Source organism: Kribbella aluminosa, assembly GCF_017876295.1.
In the GTDB taxonomy this organism is placed as follows: domain Bacteria; phylum Actinomycetota; class Actinomycetes; order Propionibacteriales; family Kribbellaceae; genus Kribbella; species Kribbella aluminosa.
The window spans coordinates 3,994,848-4,019,781 of the sequence record NZ_JAGINT010000001.1; the positions used below are offsets into that span (position 1 = coordinate 3,994,848).

Genomic DNA, 24,934 nt, shown 5'->3' on the forward strand with positions numbered 1-24,934 from the left:
TCCGATCTCCACGCTGGGAGAGCCTGGCTAACCCTCAACGCTGTCAGGAAGGTTGACGGGCCACCCGGGCGACCTCGTCGAGCAGTTCCTGCAGCTGCGAGGCCAGTTGGGCTCGTCCGCCGGGGGAGAGCGACGCGACCAGTTCGGACTCGCGGGTCAGCACCTGGTCGACGGTCCGCTCGATCAGGTCGTGGCCTGCCTGGGTGAGCGCGACGAGCACCGCGCGGCTCCCGTCGTCCGCGGACCGCCGCGTGACCAGCCCGCTGTCCTCGGCGCGGGCGACCCGCTGCGAGATCGCGCCCGCGGTGACGAGCGTCCGGCGGGTGAGTTCCCGCGTACTCAGCTCGTACGGCGTCCCTGCCCGTCGCAGCACGCTGAGCAGGTCGAGAGTGGCCGGATCGACTCCGGCGTCCGCGAGCACCCGGCGCCGGTCGTCGGCGAACAGCTTCGCCAGCCGCCACAGGGGAGTGACGATCTCGATCGAGTCGGTCGGCGTCCCGGGCCGCTCCCGCTGCCAGGCCTGGGCGATCTCGGCGACCGGGTACAGGCTCGGCGCGTCGAGCGGATAGTCGTCGGTCACAGCCACCATGATAGGTTTAGACCTAAACATTTAGAGCTAAACGTGAGGACCGAGATGCGAACGATCGTGGTGACCGGGGGAGCGACCGGGATCGGGCGGGCGACCGCGGAGCGGTTCCGGGCGGACGGGGACGACGTGGTGATCACCGGTCGGCGGGCCGACGTACTCGACAAGACGGCGGGCGAGCTCGGAGCCAGGGGAGTGGTGTGCGACGCGACCGACCCGGCGCAGGTCGAGCGGCTGCTGGGCGAGCTGCCCGATCGGGTCGACGTGCTGGTCAACAACGCGGGCGGAAACACCGACTTCGGCCGGCCGGACGGTGGTCTCGCGCAGCTGAAGGCGAACTGGCTCGCCAACCTGGAGGCGAATCTGATCAGCGCGGTCCTCACGACCACCGCGCTCGGGCCTCGGCTGACCGCCGCCGTCGTGCATCTGGGCTCGATCGCGGGCGGTCGCGGCCCCGGCTCGTACGGCGCCTCGAAGGCCGCGCTCGCGCTCTGGAACGCCGACGTCGCGGCCGAGCTCGGCCCGCAGGGCGTCACCTCGAACGTGGTCGCACCCGGATTCACCGCCGACACCGAGTTCTTCCAGGGCCGGTTGACCGGCGAGCGCCGCCAGACGTTGCTGCAGGCAACGTTGACCAAGCGCGAGGGCCAGGTCGGCGACATCGCCGCCACCATCCACTTCCTCGCCTCACCGTCCGCCCGCCACCTCACCGGTCAGGTGCTGCACGTGAACGGCGGTGCGCTGGTCACCCGATGACGGCTGACAACGTGCGCCAGGTGTGACAATGGGCGACATGCGTCCCACCGTCAAAGATGTCGCGAAGCTGGCCGGGGTGTCGCCGAAGACGGTGTCGAACGTGATCAACGGCGTCGTCTTCGTCCGTCCGGAGACCCGCGCCCGGGTGGAGAGCGCGCTGTCCGAGCTCGACTACGTGCCGAACATGAGCGCCCGCGGCCTGCGCAACGGCCGGTCCGGCATGATCGCGCTGGCGCTGCCCGACCTGCTCCGGCCGTACTCCGCGGAGATCGTCCACCTGGTCGTCGAGCTCGCCCACGAGCGCGGCTGGGGTGTGCAGATCGAGCAGACGGCGTCCGAGCCGAAGCGCGAGTTCGAGTTGCTGTCCAAGGCTCGTGCCTACCTGGTCGACGGCCTGATCCTGAACCCGGTGAACCTCGACGACAGCGCCGTGATGTCGGTCGGCCCGCTGCCGCCGGTCGTGCTGATCGGTGACGTCGATCAGGACGTCGTCAGCCAGGTCGCGATCGACAACGTCGCCGCAGCCCGCGACCTGACCAGACACCTGCTGGCCAAGGGCTGCCGCCGGATCGCTGCCGTCGGTACGCCGGAGGTCCCGCGCGGATCCAGCGGCGCCGGCATGCTCGTCGGCTCGGCCGAGTCCCCTGGTACGGCGGCCTCGCGGCTGCGCACCACCGGGTACTGCGAGGCGCTCGAGGAGGCCGGCGTACCGATCGATCCGGCGCTGCAGATCCCGCTGGACCGCTGGCGGCCGGAGGGTGCGGCGACCGTGGTGGCGAAGTACCTGACCGAGCACGAGCTGCCGGACGCGTTCTTCTGCTTCACCGACTCGATGGCGTCCGGCACCCTGTCCGCGCTGTGGGGCGCGGGTGTCGACGTACCGGGGCAGACGCTGGTCGCCGGGTTCGACAACATCCTCGAGAGCCAGTTCATGATCCCGCCGCTGACCACGATCGACTTCGACCGCCGCGCGTTCGTCGCCGCCGCGCTGGACCTGCTCGAGGAGCGGATGGCGGACAGCAATGCTCCGGCCCGCAGGGTGATGATCCCGCACCGCGTGGTCGAGCGCGCCAGTACCGCACGCTAACGGATACGTTTCCACAAAATCACACATAAGATCCTTGTGTGCGGCATTCCAACGATGTAATCATCGGTCCCGCCCCCAAAGGAGACCGAATGAGTGAAGATTTCTCCCGGCGCAGCCTGCTCAAAGCGGCGGCTGCGCTGGCCGGTGGCGGGTTGCTCGTCGGCTGCGCGCCCGGTGCGTCGCGCTCGGCGACCGACCTGAGCTACTGGCACCTTTTGACCGGTGGTGACGGGACGGTGATGGCCGGCCTGGTGGACGCCGTCAACGCCGCGCACCTCGGATTTCACGCCACCCAGACCGTGCTGGCCTGGGGCCCGCCGTACTACACCAAGCTCGCGATGGCCTCGGCCGGCGGGCGCGCTCCGGACGTGGCGATCATGCACGCGTCCCGGATCGCCGGGTACGCGCCGGGCGGACTGCTCGAGCCGTGGGACCTCGACCTGCTCGCCGAGGCCGGCGTCCACGAGAGCGACTTCCCGGCCCGGGTCTGGGACAAGTGTCACTACGACGGCAAGCTCTACGCGATCGCGCTCGACACCCACCCGTTCGTGCTCTACTACAACACCGAGCACGCCGAGAAGGCCGGCGTCACCGAGGCGCTGCACTCGCTGACGACCCCGGAGGAGTTCACCGAGGTCGCGACCAAGCTGCAGCAGGTCACCAGGAAGCACGGCCTGTCGTACGGGTACCTCGGTGACGGATCGCAGATGTGGCGGTTGTTCTACACGTTGTACCGGCAGACCGGTGCGGACATGAAGCTCGTCCCGGGTCGGCAGGCGGAGGTCGACAAGGACGCCGCGGTGCGGACGCTGACGTTCATCCGCTCACTGCTCAACGACAAGATCGCCTCCCGCAGCGGCGACGGCGGTACGGCGACCAGCGAGTTCCTGCACGGCGAGAGCGGCATGTTCTTCGGCGGCGTCTGGGAGCTCCCGGTGCTGAAGGACGCGAAGATGCCCGTCGACGCGCTGCCGATCCCGACGCTGTTCGGTACCCAGGCCGCGTACGCCGACTCGCACACGTTCGTGCTGCCGCGGCAGTCGAAGGTGTCGCCGGAGCGCCGCAAGCACGTGTACACGATGGTCGCGGAGATCCTGAAGCGGTCGGTGAAGTGGGCCGGCGGTGGCCACATCCCGGCGTACCAGCCGGTGGCCAAGGGCGCGGAGTACCAGGCACTGAAGCCGCAGTCGAACTACGCGGGCATCCCGGCGTACGTGAACTACGACCCGGAGGTCTGGTTCAGCGGTGCGGGCAGCGACTTCCAGAACTACTTCGCCGAGAACGTGCAGAACGTGTTCCTCGGCAGTGGTGATCCAGCGGCCGGCTTCGACGGTTTCGTCGCCCGGCTGAACACGTTGCTCAATCGTCCGCAGCCGGTGTGAGAGGAGAGCTCAAGATGTCGAAGCGTGATGAAACCCTCGCCGGGTGGGCGTTCGCGGCACCGTTCGCCGTACTGTTCGTGCTGTTCCTGGTCGTACCGGCGGTGTACGGCCTGTACCTGAGCTTCACCGGCGAGACGCTGACCGGGGCCGGCAGCGGACTGGTCGGCTTCGCGAACTACGGCGAGGCGCTGACCGACCCGGACATGTGGAAGTCGCTCGGCAACACGGTGTGGTTCACGGTGCTGAGCACGATCCCGCTCGTGGTGCTGTCGCTCGCGCTGGCGCTGCTGGTGAACCTCGGACTGCCCGGCCGCTGGTTGTGGCGGCTGTCGTTCTTCCTGCCGTACCTGCTCGCGTCCACGGTCGTGGTGATGTTCTGGAGCTGGATGTACAACCCGACCCTCGGACTGATCAACGGCGTACTGGCGAAGGTCGGGGTCGCGCCGGTGGCCTGGCTGCAGGACCCGAAGGTCGCGATGATCTCGGTCGTGATCACCACGCTGTGGTGGACGATCGGCTTCAACTTCCTGCTGTACCTCGCGGCGCTGCAGAACATCCCCGAGCAGCAGTTCGAGGCGGCCGCGCTGGACGGCGCCGGCAAGTGGCGGCAGCTGTTCTCGATCGTGATCCCACAGCTGACGCCGACCACCGCGCTGCTGGTGACGCTGCAGCTGCTCGCGTCGCTGAAGGTGTTCGACCAGATCTACATGCTGACCAACGGAGGCCCGGCCGGGAAGACGCGCTCGATCGTCGAGTACATCTACGAGTCCGGCTTCACCGGCTACCGGTTCGGTTACTCGTCGGCCGTCTCGTACCTGTTCTTCGCGCTCATCGTCCTGGTGTCGCTGGCGCAGTACAAGCTGATCAACCGCAGGAGCGCCGCATGAGCACGTACGCACGAACCCACAAGCCGGGCGAGAACCCGTGGAGTGTGTCCAGAATCGTCGCGCTCCTGATCCTCGCGGTCCTCGCCGTCACCTGGCTCGTTCCGTTCGCCTGGTCGGTCCTGACCTCGTTGAAGAGCGAGGCCGACGCCGGTGCGTCGACGGTCAGTCTCAACCCGCCGGACGGGTTCAGCTTCGCGGCGTACCGCAAGGTGCTGTCGGCGGGTGACATCCCTTCGTGGGGCGTGGAACAGCCTGATCACGTCGGTCGCGATCACGCTGATCACGGTCGCCACCTCGGCGCTTGCCGGATATGCGTTCTCGCGGGTGAACTTCAAGGGCAAAAGACTGCTGTACGCCGCGATCATCGCGGCGATCATCATCCCGCCGCAGCTGCTGATCGTCCCGCTGTTCCGGCAGATGCTGGCGTTCAACCTGGTCGACACCTACTGGGGCATCATCCTGCCGCAGGCGTTCGCGCCCGCGATGGTGCTGATCCTCAAGCGTTTCTTCGACCAGATCCCGACCGAGCTGGAGGAAGCGGCCCGGGTGGACGGCGCCGGCCGGCTGCGGGTGTTCTGGTCGATCGTGCTGCCGTTGTCGCGGCCGATCCTGGCGGCGGTGGCGATTTTCGTGTTCATCGGCGCCTGGAACAACTTCCTGTGGCCGTTCATCGTGACCACGGACGCGCACCTGATGACGTTGCCGGTCGGCCTGCAGACGGTGAAGAGCGCGTACGGCCTGCAGTACGCGCAGAACATGGCGTCCGCGATCCTGGCCGCGCTGCCGCTGGTCGTGGTGTTCCTGTTCTTCCAGCGCCAGATCATCAAGGGGATCGCGACCACCGGTTTCGGCGGCCAGTAGTCGGACCAGTAGTCGGACCAGTGGTTACCTGAGATTTCCTGAGAGTGCGATTCCGGTACTCGGGATTCCGATCACGATCCCTTGAAAACGTCGTCACTCTCAGCGAGGGTTGGCTGATCACTTCCGCGTCGTTTCCGGGTGCGGGAAGGACGGGGAAGTGTACGGCCGTGCTTGAGGATGAGCGCGGTCGTTACCGCCAGCACTCGGGGGCAGTAACGATGAGAAGGGGGAAGTGTGTCAGCGATGAGTAGGCTCGCCGGGCAGTGCCGTGATGTGAGGAGTCACGGCAACGCAGGGCTCGGACGGGCTGCGATCCAACCGGCGGTGTGCACCGGCATCCACGAGGTGAGCTCGTCGAGCCGGTCGGTGCAGCCGCGACGCGTGGCGATGCTCAGGTTGAGCAACGGTATGACGACCACGCTCCGACTCAGGTCCGGTGCCGAGGCACCGGCGCCTGGTAGCACGGTCTACGTCCAAGGTGGCCGGGGCATGGGTGACCAGCCCGCCTCAGGTGGGGTCATCCTCGCGTCGAGCGAGCCCGTCCGGACGTCGACGATCTGAGTCAGTGACTCGCCGGTCTCAGGTGTCCAACGCCCAGCTGAGGCCGGCAAGTCCCTGGACAGTCAGGATTCCGTCGGTGCCGTGAACTCGCGGATCTCGATCGGCGAGTACGGCGCCTCGGGAAGCCGTGCAGCGATCTCCGTCGCGCGCTCGAGGTCCGCGCAGTCCACGACGTAGTAGCCGGCCAGTACTTCCTTGGCCTCGGTGAAAGGGCCGTCGGTGACCGCAGGTACGCCGTCGTGGACGCGGACCACCCGGGCATTGACGGTGGTCAGGCCGATGCCGTCGACCAGCTCACCGCTCGCCTTCAGCTCGGCGCTGAGCTGGTGATGCTGTTCCATCACCCCGTCGATGCCCTGCGCGTGCAAGGTGTCCCAGGTTTCCTGGTTGCCGTAGATCAGCAGCATGTACTTCATTGCCTCACGGTAGCGACTACCAGGTGGCACCGGCAGGCTGGCGCACCGTCGTGTTCAGCCGGTTGAACAGGTTGGTGAGCGCGATCATCAGGATGATCGCGGACAGTTCCTTCTCGTCGTAGTGGTCGGCCGCCGCGTTCCAGATCTCGTCGCTGACAGCGGTCGGGTTGTCCGCCAGCCGGGTCGCGGCCTCGGTCATCTCGAGAGCGGCCCCGCTCGCCGGCGGTGAACAGGTCGGAGTCCCGCCAGGCGGCGACCTGGTGCAGCCGCTCGTCGGTCTCGCCGTTCTTCAGCGCCGACTTGATCCCGCCGAACACACACGGGGAGCAGCCGTTGATCTGGCTGGCCCGCAGGTGCACGAGCTCCAGCACCTTGCCGTCGGTGCCGGACTGCCCGATCGCCTTGTAGATGTTCTGGATGCCCTTGGTGGCGTCCGGCAGGATCATGGCGGGGTTGGTCATCCGTGCTTGCATCGTCGTGTCTCCATCAGGTCTTGGTTGCTTTCACCCCCCTGACGGATGCTGCGCAGCCGATGTGACAGCGAAGCGGAGATCTTTCGCCAGCCGGGTTTCCACCGGTACGGCGGGGTCGGAGTACTGCCCGGTCAGGCAGATCGGACCGGCGTACCCGAGCTGTTGCAGCGCGGCGAACACGGCCGACCAGTCCGACAACCCGTCCTCGGCCTCGACGAAGTACGTCTTCCAGGTGTCGTCGGCGCGGACGTAGTGCACGTTCTTCAGGTTGACGATCCCGAGCCGGTCCACGCCCAGCTCCAGTGTCACCGCGGGATGATCCCCGGCCAACGCGTCGTGCGCCGCGTCCCACACCAGCTTGAACCGGTCGGGCAACCCGTCCAGCAGCTGCAGTACGCCGAGCGTCGACGACACGTACCGCCCATGGTGCGGCTGTACGCCGACCTGCACGTCGTACCGTTCCGTGAGTACGACGGCCTGCTCGAGCAGCTCGCGGTTCCGCCGTACCGAAGCGGCGTAGCCGTCCGCGCCGAGCTCGGCCATGATCCGGATCATCGGTACGCCGGCCTCCGCGCAGGCGGCGAACACTGGCTCGGACAGGTCACTCGCGACGCTGATCGGCTCGATGCCCTCGGCCCGCAACTGCGCCGCGAACTTGGGCAGCTCGGCCTCCGCGTTCGCCGGCGTGACGTACGCCGTGTCGCGCACCGGCACCTCGGCGCCGCCGAACCCCAGTCCGGCGATCAGCCGGCCGAGCTCGGCACCGGGCAGCGCCGCCCACGGTTTGGTAAAGACGGACCACAGATACGACATCAACGACCTCCCAGGCCACTCATGGTGATTCCACGGACGAACCAGCGTTGGGTGAGGAAGAACAGGACGATCAGCGGGATCGTGGTGACGGTGGCCGCCATCAGCAGCAGGTTCCACTGCGTGCCGTTCGTGTCCTGGAACACCTGCAGCCCGACGGACGCCGTCCGGGTCGCGTCGCTGTTCGAGATCACCAACGGCCACAGCAGGTTGTTCCACTGCCCGATGAACTTGAAGACGGCCAATGTCGCGATCGCCGGGACCGCGAGCGGCACGATCACCCGGACGAACGCCTGCCAGCGGTTCGCGCCGTCCAGCCGCGCGGCCTCCTCGTAGTCGCGCGGGATCCCGAGGAAGAACTGCCGGAGCAGGAACACTCCGATCGCGGTGAACGCGTGCGGCAGGATCATCCCCGGCCAGGTGTCGATCCCGTGCAGCTTCGCGACCAGCACGAACTGCGGGATCAGCGTCACCTGCGACGGGATCATCAGCGTGGCGAGATAGACCCCGAACAGCCAGCGGCGACCGGGGAAGTTCAGCCGGGCGAACGCGTACGCCGCGAGCGCCGCCGTGACGGTTTCGAGGAGCGTCGTACCGGCGGCGAAGTAGATGGTGTTCAGTAGGTACTTGCCGAGCGGTACGAGGTCGAACGCCCGGGTCAGGTTCTCCGGGTGCCAGTTGCTCGGCCAGAACGCGGGCTTCGCGGCCATCGACTCGGCGTCGGACTGGAACGCGACCAGCACCATCATCACGACCGGGACCAGCGTGACCGCGGTGACCAGGAAGCAGGTGAAGACCACCAGTTTCTGCCGGATCTCAGTTGTCATAGTGGACCAGCCTCCGCTGGAACAGGAACTGCGTGGTGGTGATCAGGACGATGAACGCGAAGAGCACCAGCGACTGTGCCGCGGCGTACCCCTGGTCGTAGTTCTCGAAGCCGGTCCGGTAGATGTACATCACCAGCGTGGTCGTGCGGGTTCCCGGTCCGCCGTTCGTCATGATCAGCGCCTGGTCGAAGACCTGGAACGAGCCGATCACCGACGTGACGATGACGAAGAACAGCGCGGGGGAGAGCATCGGCAGCGTGATGTGCCGGAAGCTGTTCCACGGCGACGTGCCGTCCACCCGGCCGGCCTCGTAGAGCTGCTGCGGGATCGCCTGGAGTCCGGCCAGGAACACCACCATGCCGAACCCGAAGCTCTTCCAGACGCTCATCAGGATCAGCGCCGGCATCGCCCAGGTGTCCGAGATCAGCCACGACGGCCCGTCGATCCCGAACCAGCCCAGCACGGCGTTCACCAGGCCGTCGTGCGGGATGTAGAGCCAGATCCAGACGAACGCCACCGCCACCGTGATGGTTGCGTACGGCAACAGCAGCAGGCTGCGGAAGACCGCGATCCGTTGCAGTCCCTGGTTGAGCAGCAGCGCCAGCACGAGGCTGACCAGGATCGTCAGCGGGACACTGACGAGCGTGAAGTACGCCGTGTTGCCGAGCGCGGCCCAGAACGTCGGGTCCGGGCCGAGCCGGGCGAAGTTGTGCAGACCTGCCCAGGTCGGGGCGCTGAACAGGTTCCAGTTCAGCAGCGAGATCGCGCCCGCGGCGACGACCGGTCCGGCGGTGAAGATCAGGAATCCGATCAGGCTGGGCAGGATGAACAGCCACGCGGTGAGCGCCTCGCGACGGCGCCACATCGCGGTCACCCCTTCCTGGCCGTGGCTTGGCGGACGGTGTCGAGATGCTGACGCATCAGTACGTCGAGTCGCGGCGTCAGGCCGTGGATCGCGTCCGCGACGGTGACCTGGCCGAGGAACGTCCGCGGCAGGTCCTGGCCGAGGAGCTGCTTGACCTGGTTCCAGTTCGTGGTGACGTCGAACGCGTGCCCGCCGGCGAGCTTGCCGGCCAGGATGTCCCGGACGATGCCGAGGTTGTCCGGCGGCGGCTGGAACGCGCTGCCGGCGCTCAGCCGGGCGGGGTTGTTCCGTCCGGCCTTGGCGTAGATGTCGAGCGCGCCGGTACTGGTGAGTGTCTTGAGCAGCTTCCACGCGAGGTCGAGCTGCGGCCCCTCGCGTACCCCCGATGGAATCGCGAAGCTGGAGCCCGAGACGCGCGGCGTACTGCCCGCCGCGCCGGCCGGGAACGGGATGATGTCCCAGTCGAACGTCGCCTTCCGGGCGTTCACCACCTGCCACGGCCCGTTCTGCATGAACGCGACGTTGCCCTGCAGGAAGTTGGACAGCGAGTTCTCGGTGACCAGGTTCTTGATCGGCGGCGTCACCTGGTCCTTCACGAACAGGTCGATGACGAACTGGAGCGCCTGCATGGCTTCCGGGTCGCCGAGCGTGCTGCGGCCCGCGTCGGCGCTCATCACGTTGCCGCCGGCGCAGTAGATCCACGAGACCAGGTCGTCGATCGCGGGCGCGCAGGTGAAGCCGTACTGCTCGCCGGGCTTGGTGAGCTGTTTGGCAAGGTCGCGGAATGTTGCCCAGGACATCGGTTCGGTCCGCGAGGGGAGCGGGACGCCCTGCTTCTTCAGCAGGTCCTTGTTGTAGTACATGACGGTCGGCGCGACGTCGAAGCCGATCGCGTACGTCCTGCCGTTGAAGCTGGAGATCTTCCGGCTGGTCTCGTAGAAGTCGTCGAGGTGGAAGTCCGGGTCGGCTGCGATCAGGTCGTCGAGTGGACGGTGCGCGCCGCGGGCGGCGTACGTCGGGATCAGCGTGCCGTTCAGCGCGGTGACCAGGCTCGCCGTACCGCTGACGAGTTGCAGGTCGAGCTTGGTCGGGTAGCCGGGGGACGGGGTCAGGGTGGCGATCGACTTCACCTTGAGCTGCTGCTCGACGTACTTGCCGAAGTCGGCCCAGACCTTCTTCTCGGCGGCGCTGCTCGACCACATGGACCAGGTCGCCGTACCCGAGGACGGGCCTGACGAACAGCCGGCAGCCAACCCGATGCCGGCGACACCGGTCATCTGCAGGAAGCTGCGGCGGGACAGCTTGGTGTGCATGGTGCTCCTCACCGGTAGAGCAAGTCGATCGACTCGGCGCGGATGCGCTCCTCGTCGACCTCGACGCCCAGTCCAGGGGCGGTAGGGACCGTCGCGACGGCCTTGGTGATGCGGAGCCCGTCGACGTACAGATCGGTCAGCAGCTCCGGCCCGTTGAGCTCGGCGGGCAGGGCGAGCTCGAGCTGACTGAACACGTGCAGGGCCGCGGCGAACGCGACGCCGCAGTCGGTGAGTCCGCTGGCCAGGATCTCCAGGCCGCCGGCGAGCGCGGTCTGGGCGGTCTTCAGCGCGTTGCGGAGACCGCCGGACTTGCAGACCTTGATCACGACCAGGTCGGCGGCGTCGAGCCGGATCGCGCGGGCCAGGTCCGGCGCGGAGAAGCTGCCTTCGTCGATCGCGATCGGCAGGTCGATCAGCCCGCGGAGCCGCTGCATGGCGAGCGTGTCGGTGCTCGGCACCGGCTGCTCGACGCAGTGGATCGTGCGGATGTCCCGGGTGCGGTCGAGCAGCTGCCGGAGCGCGGCCGGGCGGTACGACTGGTTCGCGTCCAGCCACAGAGGCTTGCCGTCGGCAACTTCCGCGACGGTCTCGATCGCGGCCGTGTCGGCGTCCAGGTCGCCGCCGATCTTGACCTTGTACGCCGCGTAGTCCGACGACTGGAGGGCGTGCTCCCGGACCGCGTCCTGGTCCCCGACGCCGATCGCCGAGCAGAGCGGGATCTCGTCGTACACCTTGCCGCCCAGCAGCGCGTGCACGGGAACGCCGGCGAGTTTGCCGGCCGCGTCGTGCATCGCGACATCGACCGCCGCGCGGGCGAACGGGAAGCCGTTCGACACCGCGGGGCTGAGCCGCTTGGCGGCGCGCTGGTGGAACAGCTCGACGTCGAACGGCGTGAGGTCGAGCAGGATCGGCGCGAGGTGCCGGCGGATCACGACCGCCATCGTCTCGGCGGTCTCGTAGCTCCAGCTGGGCAACGCGCGCTGCTCACCCCAGCCGACGACGCCGTCCTCGGTGGTGAGCTTGACGAACACGACCGCGCCGGACTGGTCCGGCGCCGCGCCGGGGGAGCCGACCGCGCCGCTGCCGAGCACGAACTTCCGGGCGAACGGAACGGCGACCGGGAAGACCTCGACCCGCGTGATGCGGCTCATGCGGCGATCGACCAGGTCGCCGGGTCGACGAAACCGGGTCCGCGCGTGCCGTCTTCGAGCCACTTGATCGCATCGCGAAGCACGTACCCGCCCAGCGCCAGGTGCCCCTCGGCGGTGTCACCGGCGATGTGCGGGGTCAGCAACAGATTCTGGGACTTCAGGACGTGCTCTTCGAAGGCGGGCGGCTCGGGATCGTAGACGTCGAGGGCGGCGTAGATGCGGCCGTCCAACGCGTGGTCGAGCAGCGCCTGCTGGTCGATCGCCGGGCCCCGCGAGGAGTTCACCACGACCGCACCGTCGGGCAGGTTCTCGATCAAGGCCCGGGTGATCATGCCCTTGGTCTCCGGGACGTTCGGCACGTGGATGCTGAGGAACGGCGCGCTCACGGCGTCGTCGAGTGTCGCCGTACGTACGCCGAGCTGGGCCGCGCGCTCCTCCTTCAGATAGGGGTCGTACACGGCAAGGTCGCACCCGAACGGCTTCAGCATCGTGATCAGTGCCCGCGCCGTACTGCTCGCCCCGATGATGCCGACCTTCGCGCCGCGCAACTCGTGCCCGCGGTACTCCGCCTGCTTCCACCCGCCGCCCCGAACCGCCCCGTCGAACCGCGGGAGCCGCCGAGCCAGCGTCAGCATCGCTCCCAAGCAGTACTCACCCACCGACCAAGCAATCCGCGGCCCGGCCGAGAACACCCCAACCCCCTGCTCCAGAACCACGGGATCGAGCAGGTTCTTCACCGTCCCCGCCGCATGAGCCACCACCTTCGGTCCGCTCCCGTCGGCCCACAGCTCCTGTCCCAACCGAGGCGTCCCCCAACTCGTCAACAACACATCCGCCCCGGCTGCCAGCTCCCCGACAGCCGCAGGGTTGATGCCCGGCACGCCGCCGGCCGGTGCCTGGCCACCCGTCGCGGGTGCGTGCTGCTTCGCGGGTGCGGCGACCGTGTGCTCGGCGGCTGCCCACACGACCTCGAACCGCTCCTCGAGCAACGTCCGGGTACTCGCGTCGACCACGTCCTTGGCACGTTCCGGGGAGATCAGTGCGGCAAGTCTCGGTTTCGGATTCGTCACCGGGGCAGCTCCTTAAGGGTGGGGTGTTGGTTGACGGTAGGCGCTTTCCGTTATGCAGGTCCAAGCCCATTTCCGTATGAACCGATACCGTGCACGCATGGACCTGTCGCTCCAGCAACTCCGTGGATTCGTCGCCGTCGCCGAGGAACTGCACTACGGCCGCGCAGCGCAGCGACTCAACCTCACCCAGCCCCCGCTCACCCGCCAGATCCAGGGCCTGGAGCGCACCCTCGACGTCCGCCTCTTCGACCGCACCGGCCGCGGCGTCCGGCTGACCGCGGCCGGCGGCGTCTTCCTCGAGCACGCCCGCCGCGTCCTCGCCCTCCTCGAAGTCGCCCCCGAGGCAACCCGCCGCGCTGCCGACGGCACCACCGGCACGCTGCGTCTCGCCTTCACCGCGATCGGCGCGTACGCCGTACTCGCCGACTTCCTCACCATGGTCGGCAAACGAACCCCGGGCGTCACGGCAGAGCTGACCGAGCTCGTCAGCCCGGCCCAGTTCGAGGCACTCGCGAACCTGGAGATCGACCTCGGCCTGGTCCGCCCGCCGATCCCCGCCCAGTTCGAGTCCCTCCTGGTCCACTCCGAGGACCTCGTCCTCGCCGTACCCGCGACGCATCCCCTCGCGTCGGGCACCGGTCCCGTCTCACTCGCCGACGTCACCGACGACTACATCGGCTACAGCCCGGAGGGATCGCAGTACCTGCACGACATCTGCGCCGCGATGATCGGCATGGACCGGTACGCCGTCAGCCAGCTCGCCTCGCAGGTGCCGACGATGCTCGCGCTGGTCCGCGCCGGCCTCGGCTGCGCGCTGATCCCGCGCTCGATCATGGCGATGGGCGTCGAGGGCGTCCGGTACCGCGAGCTCGAGGCCGCCGACGCGCACTCGGTCACCCTGCACGCCTGCTGGAGCCCCGACAACCCGAACCCGGCCCTGCAACGTCTCGCCGAATCCCTGCGCGCGCACCCACACTTGACTTAGAGCGAACTCTAATTCGTACGCTCGTTGACATGACTGCACAACACAAGATCGGCTCGGGCTTCGGGCACGACAGCACCGCGGACGACGTCCTGGCCGGAATCGACCTGACCGGCAAGCTGGCGGTCGTGACCGGCGGGTACTCCGGTCTCGGCCTGGAGACCACGAAGGCGCTGACGAAGGCCGGTGCGCATGTCGTCGTACCGGCGCGCCGCCCGGACGCTGCGCGGGAGGCCCTGGCCGGGGTCGACGGCGTGGAGGTCGACGAGCTGGACCTCGGGGATCTGGAGAGCGTCCGCGCCTTCGCCGACCGGTTCCTGGCGTCGGGGCGGTCGATCGACCTGATGATCGACAACGCCGCGGTCATGGCGAGCCCCGAGACGCGGGTCGGGCCCGGCTGGGAGGCGCAGTTCGCGACCAACCACCTCGGGCACTTCGCACTGGTGAACCGGCTGTGGCCGGCGATCGCCGCGGACGGTGCGGCGCGGGTCGTCTCGGTGTCGTCGTCCGCGCACCGGCGGTCGGACATCCGCTGGGACGACCTGGAGTTCCGGCAGGGGTACGACAAGTGGGCGGCGTACGGGCAGGCGAAGACCGCGAACGCGCTGTTCGCCGTCCAGCTCGATGCCCTGGGCAAGGATTCCGGAGTCCGGGCGTTCACGCTGCATCCCGGCGGGATCCTGACACCGCTGCAGCGGCACCTGCCACGCGAGGAGATGGTCGCGCTCGGGTGGATCGACGAGGACGGCAACCTGCTGAGCCCGCACTTCAAGTCGCCCGAGCAGGGCGCGGCGACCCAGGTGTGGGCGGCGACCTCCCTGCAGCTCGCCGACGAGGGCGGCGTGTTCTGCGAGGACTGCGAGATCGCGGAGGTGTCGGTCGACGGGCCGTACGGCGTGCGTCCGTACGCGATCGACCCGGCCTCGGCGGCGCGGCTGTGGACGGTGTCGGCCGAACTCACCGGAGTGAACGCGTTCGGATAGGCTCAGCGCTTGGTGATGAATGGATCTGAGGTCGGCGCGATCGTCGAACGGCTGCGGGCGTCCGGCTGCGTGTTCGCCGAGGACGAGGCCGCGCTGATCGCCGAGACCGCCCGCGACGCGACCGAGCTCGCCGCCATGGTCGACCGGCGGGTCGCCGGGGAGCCGCTGGAGTACGTCGTCGGCTGGGCGTCGTTCTGCGGGTTGCGGATCGCCGTCGAGCCCGGGGTGTTCATTCCGCGTCGGCGTACCGAGTTCCTGGTCGCCGAGGCGTTGCGGGTGGTTCGCGACGGGGCGGTGGTCGTCGACCTCGGGTGCGGATCCGGGGCGCTCGGTGCGGCAGTGGCGGCGCGGCGATCGGTGTCGCTGTACGCCGCGGACATCGAGCCGGTCGCGGTGCGCTGCGCCCGCCGCAACCTCGCGCCCTGGGGCGGGACCGTCTCCGAGGGCGACCTGTTCGCGGCGCTGCCGGACGAGCTGCGCGGGCGGATCGACGTACTGCTCTCGAACGTCCCGTACGTACCGACCGACGAGATCCGGCTGCTGCCGCCGGAAGCGCGCCTGCACGAACCGCGCGTGACGCTCGACGGCGGCCCGGACGGGCTCGCCACCCTGCGCCGGGTCGTCGCCGGCGCAGGGGAGTGGCTCACGCCGGGCGGCCACCTGTACGTCGAGATGAGCGACCGCCAGGCGCCGGTGGCCCAAGCCGTGATGGTCGCGGCCGGGATGACCGCCGAGATCGTCACCGACGACGACCTCGGCGCGAACGTGGTCCACGGTCAGACCCGGCGCTGAACGTGTAGTAAGTACTCCTGCCGATTGAGCGGGTCGTGGTCGGTCCGCGGGCGCTCCGGTACGTGGCCGGTCACCGCTTGGTAGCGCTCGAACGCCGACTCCAGCACGCCTTCGCCGCGGGTCAGGGCGGGGAGCTGCTGCTCGAGTTCGTACACCGCGGCCGCGGGGATTTCTCCTTCCAGGGTTGAGGTCTCCGCGGCCAGCGCCGGCACCTGCGGGATCGCCCGGAGCCGGGCGAGAGCCGCGAGTACGGCGCGGGTCGTGGCGGTCGGGATCTCCAGCCGGAAGCGGTGCATCGGCTCGAGCACCGCCGTGCCGGCCTGCTGGAGAGCTGCCATCAGGACCAGCGGGGTGAGGAACCGGAAGTCGCCGGCGGTACTCGACATGCTCTTGTCGAACACCGCATGCGCGTGGCTCTGCCGGGCGGAGTACCCCGAGTGCGTCATCACCACGTGGGCGTCCGGGATCTGCCAGCCGTGCAGGCCCTGGTGCAGGGTCTCGCGGACGGTCTCCTCGACGGCCTTGATGAACGCGTACGGCATCGACCCGAGTTCGACCTGGAGCTCGAACGTGACACCCGCGTCGATCGGCGCGGGTTCGACGCGTAGCCCGACCGTGGCGAGGAACGGGTTCGCGTCCTTCTTGTTGAACTCGACGGCCTCCCCGGTGCCGGTGATCCGCTCGATGCAGATCGTGGTGGTCTCCCGGAAGTCCACCGCGATCCCGTACTCGGTGGCCAGCGTCGTCTCGATGACCTCCTTCTGTACTTCGCCGTACAGCGACACGTACGTCTCCTGGCGGAGGTCGTCCTGGCGCAGGTTGATCAGCGGATCCTGCTCGGCCAGCTGGGTCAGCGCGACCTGCAGGTTGCCCTTGTCGGACGGCCGCCGCGGCGTCACCACGGTCTCCAGCGTGGGCGGCGCGAACCTTGCCTGCAGCCGCCGGGTGGTTGCCCGATGCTGCACATCGGTGATGGTGTCGCCGATCTTGATGTCCGGCAGGCCCCAGAGCTTGCCGATCTGCCCGGCGCTCAGCGTGTCGCCGTACGTCTCGAGCGCGGTGATCTTTCCTTCGGTGTCGCCGTACCGCACGCGGTCGCGGACGGACGCGGTGCCGGAGAACATCCGCACGTACGCGATCTTCTCGCCGGCGGGTCCGCGCTCGACCTTGAAGACCGTGCCGTCGAGTGGACCTGCTGCGGTGTCGGCGCGGGGGAGCAGTTCGCGGATCCCGTCCGTGAGTGCGTCGGTGCCGGCACCGGTGATCGCGGACCCGAAGTACACCGGGTGCACGACCGCCTGGCGGGTCTGGCTCGCGAGTACGTCGTGCAGCGCGAGTGGTGCGCCGTCGACGTACCGCTGGAGGAGGTCGTCGTCGTGCTCGGCGAGAACGTCGAGGAGCGTGTCGTCCTGGACGATCGGCTTGAACGCCGCCTCCGGTGTGCCGAGGTTGGCCGCCTCGCCCATCGGCACGATGCTCGGCGTCAGTTTGGTGGCGATCTGCCGGAGCACGCCGTCGTACTGCGCGCCGGAGCGGTCGAGCTTGTTGACGAAGATCAGAGTCGGGATGCCGAGCCGTTGCAGGGTCCGCATCAGGATCCGGGTCTGTGCCTGCACGCCTTCCACGGCCGAGATCACCAGGACCGCGCCGTCGAGCACGCTCAACGCTCGCTCCACCTCGGCAATGAAGTCGGGGTGGCCCGGGGTGTCGATGAGGTTGATGTTCAGCTCGCCGATCGTGAACGCGGCGACCGCGGACTTGATCGTGATCCCGCGCTGCCGTTCGAGCGCGAGCGAGTCGGTCTGGGTACTCCCGTCGTCGACGCTGCCGACCGCGTCGATCACTCCGGCGGCGAACAGCAGCCGCTCGGTCAGGCTGGTCTTACCGGCGTCGACATGCGCCAGGATCCCAAGGTTCAGTACTTCCACGCAGCTTCATGTCCTTTGAACAGGTGCCATCCATTTCCATGCCAGACATGAAGCGAGGTCGCATGACGGACTCCTTACTCGGCACCTGCTTGTTCGTACGCCGTCGAGTACACCAACCCTCGTGCGCGGGGACAAACCATTTAGATCCCACCTACATGCACGCACTCCGCCGTACCCGCAGTTGACCCACCCAGTCGGCGGCGAATAGTTCCAGCCGCACCTCGACCGGATCGCTGACGCGCTCAGTTGATCAGCGTGCCGAGCGGGGTGCCGGTGGCGATGGTGGTCGCGGCGTGCGGGCGATCGATGTCGAAGACGTGCAGCGGGAGGTGGTGGTCGCGGGCCAGGATGAAGGCGGACTGATCCATCACACCGAGACCGCGATCGATGACCTCCTGGTGCCGCGGAACACGTTTCCGCCGCCGATCACCACCGCGACCTGGACACCGGTGCCGCGCAACGCGATCACCTCGGTGGCGAGATGCGTCAGCCGGTCGCTGCTGAAACCGAACTCGTTCGAGCCGGCGATCGCCTGCCCGGAAAGCTTGAGGACGAGCCTGCGATACATGCCGACAGGTCTATCACGAATGTCGGCGGCCGCCGCTAGCCTCGGGGGATGACGGATTGGCGGAAGCTCGCACAGGCATGGCACACCCGGTTCGGTACGTCGTCACTCGCCGACGGAGCGAAGTTCGCGCAGGCCGTGAGTGCGGACTGCCCCGATCCGGAGCTGCGCCTCGGGCCGACGTACGTCGACGTCGCGACGCAGGATCCCGCCACGGCGGAGCGGATCAGTGTGCTCGCCGCGGAGCACGGACTGACCGCTGACCCGTCGGCCGTCGCGCAGCTGGAGGTCGGGCTGGACACGGCGGACCTGGTGGCGATCGGGCCGTTCTGGGCGGCGGTGCTGACCGGGAGCGCGGACTCGTTCACGGGGAACGACGTCATGGATCCCAGCCGCCGGGTCGCGAACGTGTGGTTCCAGGGGACGACGCCGCACGAGACACCACGCCAGCGCTTCCACCTCGACCTGTGGCTGCCGCCCGAGGTCGTGCCGGCGCGGATCGAGGCCGCGCTCGCGGCCGGCGGCAAGATCGTGTACGACGACGAGGCCCCGATGTTCACCGTGCTCGCGGACCCGCAGGGCAACAAGGTCTGCTTGTGCACGTCGGAGGGCCGCTAGATCTGCTAGCGTTCCTGGTGACTCGAGGAGGTGTGTGATGGCTAGGAAGGTTATCCGGTTCCGCGCCGTTCCCTCCTCGACTGCTGTCTGCTGACAGCTCTTCTCCGGACCGATCGGTGCGTCGCGGCGTCTGGCCGCGGATCACGTACGCCCTCTCTCAGCGGCGTACTCCGTGCCGATCGAACCGGAGATCACCCATGTCCTCCGTGGACACCCAACTTCACGCTGCCCTCGCCCGTGCGCTGCGCGGCGTACCGCATCACGAACTGCGGCATAGAGCCGACGCGCTCTCGCACCGCTACCGCGCCGAGCAGGTCGGCGATGCGACGCCGGGGATGAGCGATGCGCTCGACGCTCTCGCGTACGCCGTCGTACGGATGCCGGCCACCTTCCGCGCTCTGCGGGCGGCGCTCGCGGCTGTCGAGCGCCATGTCGACGGGCCGCTGACCACCCACGTCGATCTCGGCGGTGGCACCGGCGCCGCGGCCTGGGCGTCCGCGGCGCTCCGGCCGGACCTCGCGATCGAGATCGTCGAACGCCAGCCCGCGGCCGTCCGCCTCGGGCAGAAGCTTGCCGCGGGCAACTTCTCGCCCCACTGGCGGTGGACGACCGCCGACGTCCGTACGTGGACCACCGGCCGTCCCGTCGACCTGATCACGATCGGGTACGTCCTCAACGAGCTGACCACCGACGCCCGCCGCGAACTGCTGTACAACGCGACCCGCCACGCCACGACGATCGTCGTCGTCGAGCCCGGCACCCCGCACGGCCACGCCCGTACCCTGGAAGCCCGTGCCCTGCTGATCGAGCACGGCTTCCGGATCGCCGCGCCGTGCCCGCACCAGCGCGACTGCCCGGCCGACTGGTGTCACTTCGCGACCCGCTTGCCACGGACCGAGCTGCACCGGCTCCTGAAGGACGGCACCCGGAACTTCGAGGACGAGAAGTTCACGTACGTCGTGGCGACCCGGCACCCGGTCCGCCCCGCCGCGGCGCGGGTGATCGCCCGCCCGGCGAGCCCGAAGCACCGGGTCGTGCTCGATCTCTGTACGTCGGCCGGCACCGCGGAGCAACTCGTCGTACCGAAGTCGTCGCCCGCCTATCGCGCCGCGCGCAGTACGAGCTGGGGTGATGTTTGGTAGTTGTGTAACCGATTGCAGCTCAAGAGCGCGCTGCTGCGGCGGTGGTCGCGCGGATGATCAGCGAGGTGCTGAGGAGTACCCGGCGGTCGGGGGCGTCCGGGTCCTCCAGGCGCTGGAGGAGGAGGTCGACGGCCGCGGCGCCGGCGTCGGCTGCGTGGGACGAGACCGTGGTGAGCGGCGGATACACCTGGGCCTTCAGTACGTCGTCGCAGCCGACGATGCTCAGGTCGTCCGGCACCGAGAGGCCGTGCTGCACCAGCCCGGCCAGCACCCCGTGGGCGAGTACGTCGTCGAAGGCGACGGCTGCAGTAGCGCGGGTGTTCAGCAGAGCGGGCACGGCCTGCATCCCGGCGTCGTAGTTCGAGACCTGGCCGGGCAGCATGACCGCTTCGATGCCGGCCCGTTCCGCGGACCGTTTCACTGCCTTCCTGCGCTGTGCGTTCGCCCAGGACCGCGACGGCCCGGCCAGATAGGCGATCCGGGTATGGCCGAGCTCCGCGAGGTGCTCGACTGCCGCGCGGACGCCGTCTGCGCTGTCGACGAGCACCCGCGGCAGGCCGGCGAGGTCGCGGTTCACCAGGACGACGGGACGCCGCTCGGCCAGTTCGCGGATCTGCCGTTCGCTCATCCGGCTCGCGGCCAGGACGAAGCCGTCGGCCTGCGGGGCGAGCCTGCCGACCATGGTGTGTTCGCGTGCCGGGTCCTCGTCGGTGTTGCCGAGCAGCAGCGCCAGCCCGGCCGTTTCCGCCCGCCCCTGCGCGGCACCGATCAGCGGCGGGAAGAACGGGTTCGCGATGTCCGGCACGATCATCGCGAGCAGCCCGTGGCGCCCGGTCGACAGTGCCTGCGCCGTCGGGTTCGGCACGTACCTGAGCTGCGCCGCGGCCTCCCGGACCCGCGTTACGGTGTCGGCACGCAGTACCCGCGGATTGCTGAACGCCCGCGAGACCGTCGCCCGCGACACCCCGGCGAGCGCCGCGACGCTGCTGATCGTCGGCGCCGCAGCCTCCTTCGGTGACATGTTGCGCAGCCTAGCTGCCCCCGCAACCGGTTGCACAGCTATCACGGGTGCGCGACGTACGCCGTCTTCTCCTCCGGGTCGAGACCGCAGCTGCGGTAGAACGCGTGGGTCGACTCGCGGCGGGAGCCGGTCTGGAGCATCACCTTGTAGCAGCCCGCGTCCCACGCCGCCTGCAGTGTGGCGGCCATGATCTGCTTGCCGAGGCCGGTGCCGCGATGTGCCTCGTCGACGACGACGTTCTCGATCACGGCGTACGGCGCTCCGCCGCGGCTCAGGTTCGGGATCACGTTGAGGTATGTCGTCGCGACGATCGCGGGGCCGTCCGCGAGTACGAACAGCTGCAGACCCGGGCGTTCGAGGATCGTGGTGAACGTGTCGCGGGCGTCCTGGACCGGCGGGTCGGCTGGGTGGAGTTGGCGGTACAGGGAGAGGATGCCGTCCAGGTCGGCCGCGCCCGCCGGGCGGAACTCGGGCGTCACCGGTCGGCAACCAGCAGGCAGAACGGGTGCCCGGCCGGGTCTGCCATCACGTACAGCGGCTCGCCGGCGTCGGCCGCGCGGTCGTGGAGGACCCGCGCGCCCAGCTCCTCCGCGCGCTGCCGATGCCGTTCCAGTTCCTCGACGGACGGTACGGCGTAGTCGAGGTGCGCCTGCATCGGTACCTCCGGCGACGGCCAGGTGGACTGCTTCAACTCGGCGACCTGCTGGATCGCGAGCTGACGACTGCCGTCGGTGTCGAGCAGCACGATCCAGTCGGAGTCGTCGCCCGGGCGGAACCGCAGACCGAGCAGGTCCCGGTAGAACTCGGCGAGCCCGCGGGCGTCGGTCGCGTCCAGCACGGTGTGCATCCGCCGCGGGTACGCGAGCTCGAAGCGGACGATCAGCAGCTCGTCGCCCGGCTGCAGGTCCGGGTAGTAGCTGCTCAGCCCCGGGATGACGTCGTGCGCACCGGCGAAGCCGTCCTCGAGCGCCTCCTCCTGGGTCACGCTGTCGACCCGCTTGGCGACCGTCGACACGATCCGCCCCGGCAGCCGGACCTCCTCGTCGAACTCGAAGACGAGCGTCGCCGGCCCGACCTCGACGGGATCGTTGTAGCGCATCGTGATCCGCTTCGTACCGTCCCGGACCGCGTCGAGATGCGTGGCGCGGAAGCGCAACTCCTGGAGGCTCATGGCGCCCGAGCCTACGTGCTGCGGAACGAGCGCCGGTACGGGACAATGGCGGTGTCCCTGCTGACCGCCCGCACAGCTGGAGGCACCGCCATGCCCGAGATCCGCCCGTCCCGCCGGACGCTGCTCCACCTCACTGCTGGCGGTGCCGTCGCAGGCACGATCGGCAATGCGCTCCCGGCGTACGCTGACGGGGTCGACTACACCGCGCGTAAGACGTTCGATGACTGGGACCGCCTGTTCCAGAAGGGCGGTCCTGGCCAGCCGGACCAGCCGAACGACAACACGAACCGCGACGGCCGGTCGGGCATGCTCGCCTGGAGCCAGTCGTACGTGCTGCTCGGCCTGGTCCGGATGTACGAGACGTACCGCGACACCTACTACCTGGATCGGCTGATCGACAACGTCGACCAGGTCCTCGGCGTACGCGACAGTACGCGCCGCGTGACCGACTACCGCGGGCTCTCACTGCCCGCCTGGCGCGCCGACCATCCGTACACCACTGGCTACGCGACACTTGCCGACGGCAACGGTCAGCCGTTACTGGATCTGCGCGAGGCACTGTCGTACGCCGAGGACACGACGGTCACGGTCAACGCCGGGAGCCGCCCGGACACGTTCACGGTCCAGCTCGACAACACCTCGGTGAACCGCTCGGTCACGCACACCGACCTGTCGCTCGACCCGGCGAGCCCGGACTATGCGGTCACGCGCATCTACGCTGCCGCACCCGGACCGCTGCAGCTGACCGCGTTCGATCGGCGGCCGAGTCCGCGCGCCGGCGACGTACCGGCGTTCGGCAGTTACCAGATGCACTGCAAGCCGGTGATCTTCGCCGTACACACCGGCATGATCACGTACCCGATCGCCGCCTTCGTCCGGATCGTCGCCAGCTCACCGGTACTGCGCCGGCGGTACTGGCGGAAGGCGTCCGAGTACCTGACCGCCTGCCGCGAGGCGGTCGCGGTGCACGACTGGGAGTACCGCGACGGCGGGTACCTGGTCTGGCCGAAGACCCAGCCGTTGCCGTACGACGGTTGCGAGCAGCCGATCAACCAGTCCGTCGGCCTCGGGCAGACGCTGGTCGAGCTCGCCCTGGTGACCGGCGACCCGGAGTACCGGGCGAAGGTGGCGGCCATGGGGCGGATGCTCGCGGCGCAGCTCACCATCGACAGTGCAGTTGACAGCGGGGACGCGTACGTCTGGCACTACTGGCCGACCGGCGGGCACATCTACGACGGGTTCGCGAAGACCGGGTACCCGGCGACCGACGTGTCGCTCTGCACCCCGTCCGGCGGCCCGGCCCGCCAGTTCGAGGACATCAGCCACGGCGCGATCGACGTCGAGTTCGCGGTCCGGGCGTTCCGCGCGAAACTCGCGTTCACCGGCCGGGACATGAGCCGGATCGCCCGGACCTTCACGCAGAACGTCGCCGCGACCGACGCGGACGGGCTGCCCGCGATCCACAGCACCGTCGGCGGCGGGACCCTCGGCGGACCGTCCGTCGCGGCCCAGGCACCACGCTGGATGCAGGTGACACCGTGGGACCCACAGGTGCATGCTCACTGCCTGGCCCTCTACGACCGCAACCAGCCGACCCCGGAACGCGACGGCCGGCAGGCCATCGGCTTCGGCTGGCTCCTCGCCAACGTCGCCTACCTCAACTGGGGATCCCGGCAGTTATCAGGTGGTTCTCAGCCGGACGACGTACCCTAGCGCCGTGGAGGGGGAACCGCTGGTACGGCGGTCCGTGGGGATCGTGCTCGCCGGATTGTTGCCATGGGCATGGTTCGTGGTGCGGGACCGGCTCGGTGTGGTCACCGACGTGGTCGCGATCGTGCTGCCGATGCTCACCTTGGTCGTGGCTGTCCTGGTCGGCGTATTCGGCCGGCGGCGACGGGCCGCGGTCGCGTTCGCCGTGTCGACGCTGCTGGTCGGGATCGTCGCGACGTTCGGCCCGTGGATCCCGCACGGCACCGGCACGGTCGCCGCGGGCCGCGGGATCCGGGTCGCGGCCGCCAACATCGGAGTCGGTGAGCTCGAGGGTGCCGACACTCTGCTCGGGCTGCGGGCCGACGTACTCGTCGTCTCCGAGATCGGCGAACCGCTCACCAACCGGCTGGCCCAGTCGTACCCGGACCACGTCGCCGACTGGAAGGGCCCGTCGATCGGGATCTTCAGCCGCTGGCCGCTGACCGTGGTGGAGCAGCCGGGTCCAGACCTGCCCGGTTTCGTACTGCGGGTGCACGCGCCGACGGGCGAGTTCGACCTGATCGCGACGCACGTACCGCGTCCGTGGTGGACCTCGGACGGGTCGACGTACACGCGCTCGACCGACACCGGGAAGCCGTACGAGACCACCGTCGCCGGGCACCATCGGCTGATCGAGCAGATCGCGGCCCGCGTCCAGCGCGACGACCGGCCGGTCGTGGTGACCGGTGACCTCAACACCACCGACCGAGGCCGCGACTACCGCGTCCTGACCAGCCACCTGAACGACGCGATGCTGGACCACTGGGGCCGCCCGTCCCAGATCGGCAAGTGGGCCGCGCTGCTGGTCCGGATCGACCACCTGATGGTCAAGCCCGGGTGGTGCTCCGGCGACAGCTCCTGGTATCCGGTGCCGAAGTCGGATCATCATGGGTTGATCTCCACGATCGGGCCGTGCAGCTGATATGGCAGGATTGCCA

General features: G+C 68.9%; 27 protein-coding genes and 1 pseudogene. 12 read left to right on the forward strand and 16 right to left on the reverse strand.

The window, feature by feature from the left end:
• Nucleotides 1-43: 43 nt before the first annotated feature.
• Nucleotides 44-580, reverse strand: coding sequence for a MarR family winged helix-turn-helix transcriptional regulator (locus JOF29_RS19060; RefSeq protein WP_307863460.1), 537 nt, complete (start codon nucleotides 578-580; stop codon nucleotides 44-46).
• Between the two features lie 54 nt (nucleotides 581-634).
• Here JOF29_RS19060 and JOF29_RS19065 point away from each other — a divergent pair, with 54 nt between their 5' ends.
• The 5 genes from JOF29_RS19065 to JOF29_RS43280 all read left to right on the forward strand — a co-directional run bounded on the left by JOF29_RS19065 (nucleotide 635) and on the right by JOF29_RS43280 (nucleotide 5,559).
• Nucleotides 635-1,342 carry an SDR family NAD(P)-dependent oxidoreductase gene (locus JOF29_RS19065; RefSeq protein ID WP_209695511.1) on the forward strand — a complete coding sequence of 236 codons (708 nt, stop codon included), beginning with the start codon at nucleotides 635-637 and terminating at the stop codon, nucleotides 1,340-1,342.
• Between the two features lie 37 nt (nucleotides 1,343-1,379).
• Nucleotides 1,380-2,429 (forward strand): LacI family DNA-binding transcriptional regulator, encoded by a 1,050-nt coding sequence (locus tag JOF29_RS19070; RefSeq protein ID WP_209695512.1) that lies wholly within the window; start codon nucleotides 1,380-1,382, stop codon nucleotides 2,427-2,429.
• Nucleotides 2,430-2,518: 89 nt separating this feature from the next.
• Nucleotides 2,519-3,811: an extracellular solute-binding protein gene (locus JOF29_RS19075; protein WP_209695513.1), complete on the forward strand. Its 1,293-nt coding sequence runs from the start codon at nucleotides 2,519-2,521 to the stop codon at nucleotides 3,809-3,811.
• 14 nt (nucleotides 3,812-3,825) lie between these two features.
• On the forward strand, nucleotides 3,826-4,698 hold the full coding sequence (locus tag JOF29_RS19080; protein ID WP_209695514.1) for a carbohydrate ABC transporter permease: 873 nt from the start codon (nucleotides 3,826-3,828) through the stop codon (nucleotides 4,696-4,698).
• Between the two features lie 222 nt (nucleotides 4,699-4,920).
• Entirely contained in the window at nucleotides 4,921-5,559 is a 639-nt protein-coding gene (locus tag JOF29_RS43280) for a carbohydrate ABC transporter permease (protein ID WP_307863461.1), read from the forward strand.
• 623 nt (nucleotides 5,560-6,182) lie between these two features.
• Here the strand turns inward: JOF29_RS43280 and JOF29_RS19090 are convergent.
• The 9 genes and pseudogenes from JOF29_RS19090 to JOF29_RS19125 form a co-directional block, all read right to left on the reverse strand.
• Nucleotides 6,183-6,536 (reverse strand): YciI family protein, encoded by a 354-nt coding sequence (locus JOF29_RS19090; protein ID WP_209695515.1) that lies wholly within the window; start codon nucleotides 6,534-6,536, stop codon nucleotides 6,183-6,185.
• 16 nt (nucleotides 6,537-6,552) lie between these two features.
• Complete coding sequence (locus JOF29_RS43285; protein WP_245357664.1) at nucleotides 6,553-6,735, reverse strand: carboxymuconolactone decarboxylase family protein; 183 nt, start codon at nucleotides 6,733-6,735, stop codon at nucleotides 6,553-6,555.
• A gap of 73 nt (nucleotides 6,736-6,808) precedes the next feature.
• Nucleotides 6,809-7,009, reverse strand: a pseudogene (locus tag JOF29_RS45405) (carboxymuconolactone decarboxylase family protein); the annotation flags it as partial.
• Between the two features lie 30 nt (nucleotides 7,010-7,039).
• Complete coding sequence (locus JOF29_RS19100; protein ID WP_209695516.1) at nucleotides 7,040-7,822, reverse strand: sugar phosphate isomerase/epimerase family protein; 783 nt, start codon at nucleotides 7,820-7,822, stop codon at nucleotides 7,040-7,042.
• Entirely contained in the window at nucleotides 7,822-8,646 is an 825-nt protein-coding gene (locus JOF29_RS19105) for a carbohydrate ABC transporter permease (protein ID WP_209695517.1), read from the reverse strand. The genes JOF29_RS19100 and JOF29_RS19105 overlap by 1 nt, the downstream gene beginning before the upstream one ends.
• A complete protein-coding gene (locus JOF29_RS19110) occupies nucleotides 8,636-9,511 on the reverse strand; it encodes a carbohydrate ABC transporter permease (RefSeq protein ID WP_209695518.1) in 876 nt (291 codons plus the stop codon). Before JOF29_RS19110 ends, JOF29_RS19105 begins: the two co-directional genes overlap by 11 nt.
• A gap of 5 nt (nucleotides 9,512-9,516) precedes the next feature.
• Complete coding sequence (locus tag JOF29_RS19115) at nucleotides 9,517-10,824, reverse strand: ABC transporter substrate-binding protein (RefSeq protein WP_209695519.1); 1,308 nt, start codon at nucleotides 10,822-10,824, stop codon at nucleotides 9,517-9,519.
• An 8-nt stretch (nucleotides 10,825-10,832) separates the two neighbouring features.
• Nucleotides 10,833-11,975, reverse strand: coding sequence for a mandelate racemase/muconate lactonizing enzyme family protein (locus JOF29_RS19120; protein WP_209695520.1), 1,143 nt, complete (start codon nucleotides 11,973-11,975; stop codon nucleotides 10,833-10,835).
• A complete protein-coding gene (locus tag JOF29_RS19125; RefSeq protein WP_307863463.1) occupies nucleotides 11,972-13,045 on the reverse strand; it encodes a hydroxyacid dehydrogenase in 1,074 nt (357 codons plus the stop codon). Before JOF29_RS19125 ends, JOF29_RS19120 begins: the two co-directional genes overlap by 4 nt.
• Before the next feature lie 97 nt (nucleotides 13,046-13,142).
• Between JOF29_RS19125 and JOF29_RS19130 the strand changes: the two genes are divergently transcribed.
• Genes JOF29_RS19130 through JOF29_RS19140 form a run of 3 tightly spaced genes read left to right on the forward strand, consistent with a single transcriptional unit; the run spans nucleotide 13,143 to nucleotide 15,802 of the window.
• A complete protein-coding gene (locus JOF29_RS19130; protein WP_209695521.1) occupies nucleotides 13,143-14,030 on the forward strand; it encodes a LysR family transcriptional regulator in 888 nt (295 codons plus the stop codon).
• Nucleotides 14,031-14,059: 29 nt separating this feature from the next.
• On the forward strand, nucleotides 14,060-15,010 hold the full coding sequence (locus JOF29_RS19135) for an SDR family NAD(P)-dependent oxidoreductase (protein WP_209695522.1): 951 nt from the start codon (nucleotides 14,060-14,062) through the stop codon (nucleotides 15,008-15,010).
• A gap of 15 nt (nucleotides 15,011-15,025) precedes the next feature.
• Nucleotides 15,026-15,802, forward strand: a complete 777-nt coding sequence (locus JOF29_RS19140) for a putative protein N(5)-glutamine methyltransferase (protein WP_209695523.1) — start codon at nucleotides 15,026-15,028, stop codon at nucleotides 15,800-15,802.
• Here JOF29_RS19140 and JOF29_RS19145 read toward each other — a convergent pair.
• The 3 genes from JOF29_RS19145 to JOF29_RS43290 form a co-directional block, all read right to left on the reverse strand.
• Nucleotides 15,787-17,730 carry an elongation factor G gene (locus JOF29_RS19145; RefSeq protein WP_209695524.1) on the reverse strand — a complete coding sequence of 648 codons (1,944 nt, stop codon included), beginning with the start codon at nucleotides 17,728-17,730 and terminating at the stop codon, nucleotides 15,787-15,789. The two genes, JOF29_RS19140 and JOF29_RS19145, sit on opposite strands and share 16 nt — an antisense overlap.
• A gap of 242 nt (nucleotides 17,731-17,972) precedes the next feature.
• Entirely contained in the window at nucleotides 17,973-18,098 is a 126-nt protein-coding gene (locus JOF29_RS44615) for a hypothetical protein (protein ID WP_281067246.1), read from the reverse strand.
• The gene (locus tag JOF29_RS43290; RefSeq protein ID WP_245357665.1) at nucleotides 18,098-18,298 is read right to left on the reverse strand and encodes an amino acid kinase family protein; all 201 of its coding nucleotides are present in this window, start codon (nucleotides 18,296-18,298) and stop codon (nucleotides 18,098-18,100) included. The genes JOF29_RS44615 and JOF29_RS43290 overlap by 1 nt, the downstream gene beginning before the upstream one ends.
• 48 nt (nucleotides 18,299-18,346) lie before the next feature.
• Here JOF29_RS43290 and JOF29_RS19155 point away from each other — a divergent pair, with 48 nt between their 5' ends.
• Nucleotides 18,347-18,913 carry a VOC family protein gene (locus JOF29_RS19155; RefSeq protein ID WP_209695525.1) on the forward strand — a complete coding sequence of 189 codons (567 nt, stop codon included), beginning with the start codon at nucleotides 18,347-18,349 and terminating at the stop codon, nucleotides 18,911-18,913.
• A 197-nt stretch (nucleotides 18,914-19,110) separates the two neighbouring features.
• A complete protein-coding gene (locus tag JOF29_RS19160) occupies nucleotides 19,111-20,055 on the forward strand; it encodes a small ribosomal subunit Rsm22 family protein (protein WP_209695526.1) in 945 nt (314 codons plus the stop codon).
• A 19-nt stretch (nucleotides 20,056-20,074) separates the two neighbouring features.
• Here JOF29_RS19160 and JOF29_RS19165 read toward each other — a convergent pair whose 3' ends face one another.
• Genes JOF29_RS19165 through JOF29_RS43295 form a run of 3 tightly spaced genes read right to left on the reverse strand, consistent with a single transcriptional unit; the run spans nucleotide 20,075 to nucleotide 22,247 of the window.
• Entirely contained in the window at nucleotides 20,075-21,076 is a 1,002-nt protein-coding gene (locus JOF29_RS19165; RefSeq protein WP_209695527.1) for a LacI family DNA-binding transcriptional regulator, read from the reverse strand.
• 41 nt (nucleotides 21,077-21,117) lie between these two features.
• Nucleotides 21,118-21,555 (reverse strand): GNAT family N-acetyltransferase, encoded by a 438-nt coding sequence (locus JOF29_RS19170; RefSeq protein WP_209695528.1) that lies wholly within the window; start codon nucleotides 21,553-21,555, stop codon nucleotides 21,118-21,120.
• Nucleotides 21,552-22,247, reverse strand: coding sequence for a VOC family protein (locus tag JOF29_RS43295; RefSeq protein WP_245357666.1), 696 nt, complete (start codon nucleotides 22,245-22,247; stop codon nucleotides 21,552-21,554). The genes JOF29_RS19170 and JOF29_RS43295 overlap by 4 nt, the downstream gene beginning before the upstream one ends.
• A 90-nt stretch (nucleotides 22,248-22,337) precedes the next feature.
• Between JOF29_RS43295 and JOF29_RS19180 the strand changes: the two genes are divergently transcribed.
• Both JOF29_RS19180 and JOF29_RS19185 read left to right on the forward strand, forming a co-directional pair.
• Entirely contained in the window at nucleotides 22,338-23,960 is a 1,623-nt protein-coding gene (locus JOF29_RS19180; RefSeq protein WP_209695529.1) for a hypothetical protein, read from the forward strand.
• A 4-nt stretch (nucleotides 23,961-23,964) separates the two neighbouring features.
• A complete protein-coding gene (locus JOF29_RS19185; protein ID WP_209695530.1) occupies nucleotides 23,965-24,918 on the forward strand; it encodes an endonuclease/exonuclease/phosphatase family protein in 954 nt (317 codons plus the stop codon).
• Nucleotides 24,919-24,934: the final 16 nt, after the last annotated feature.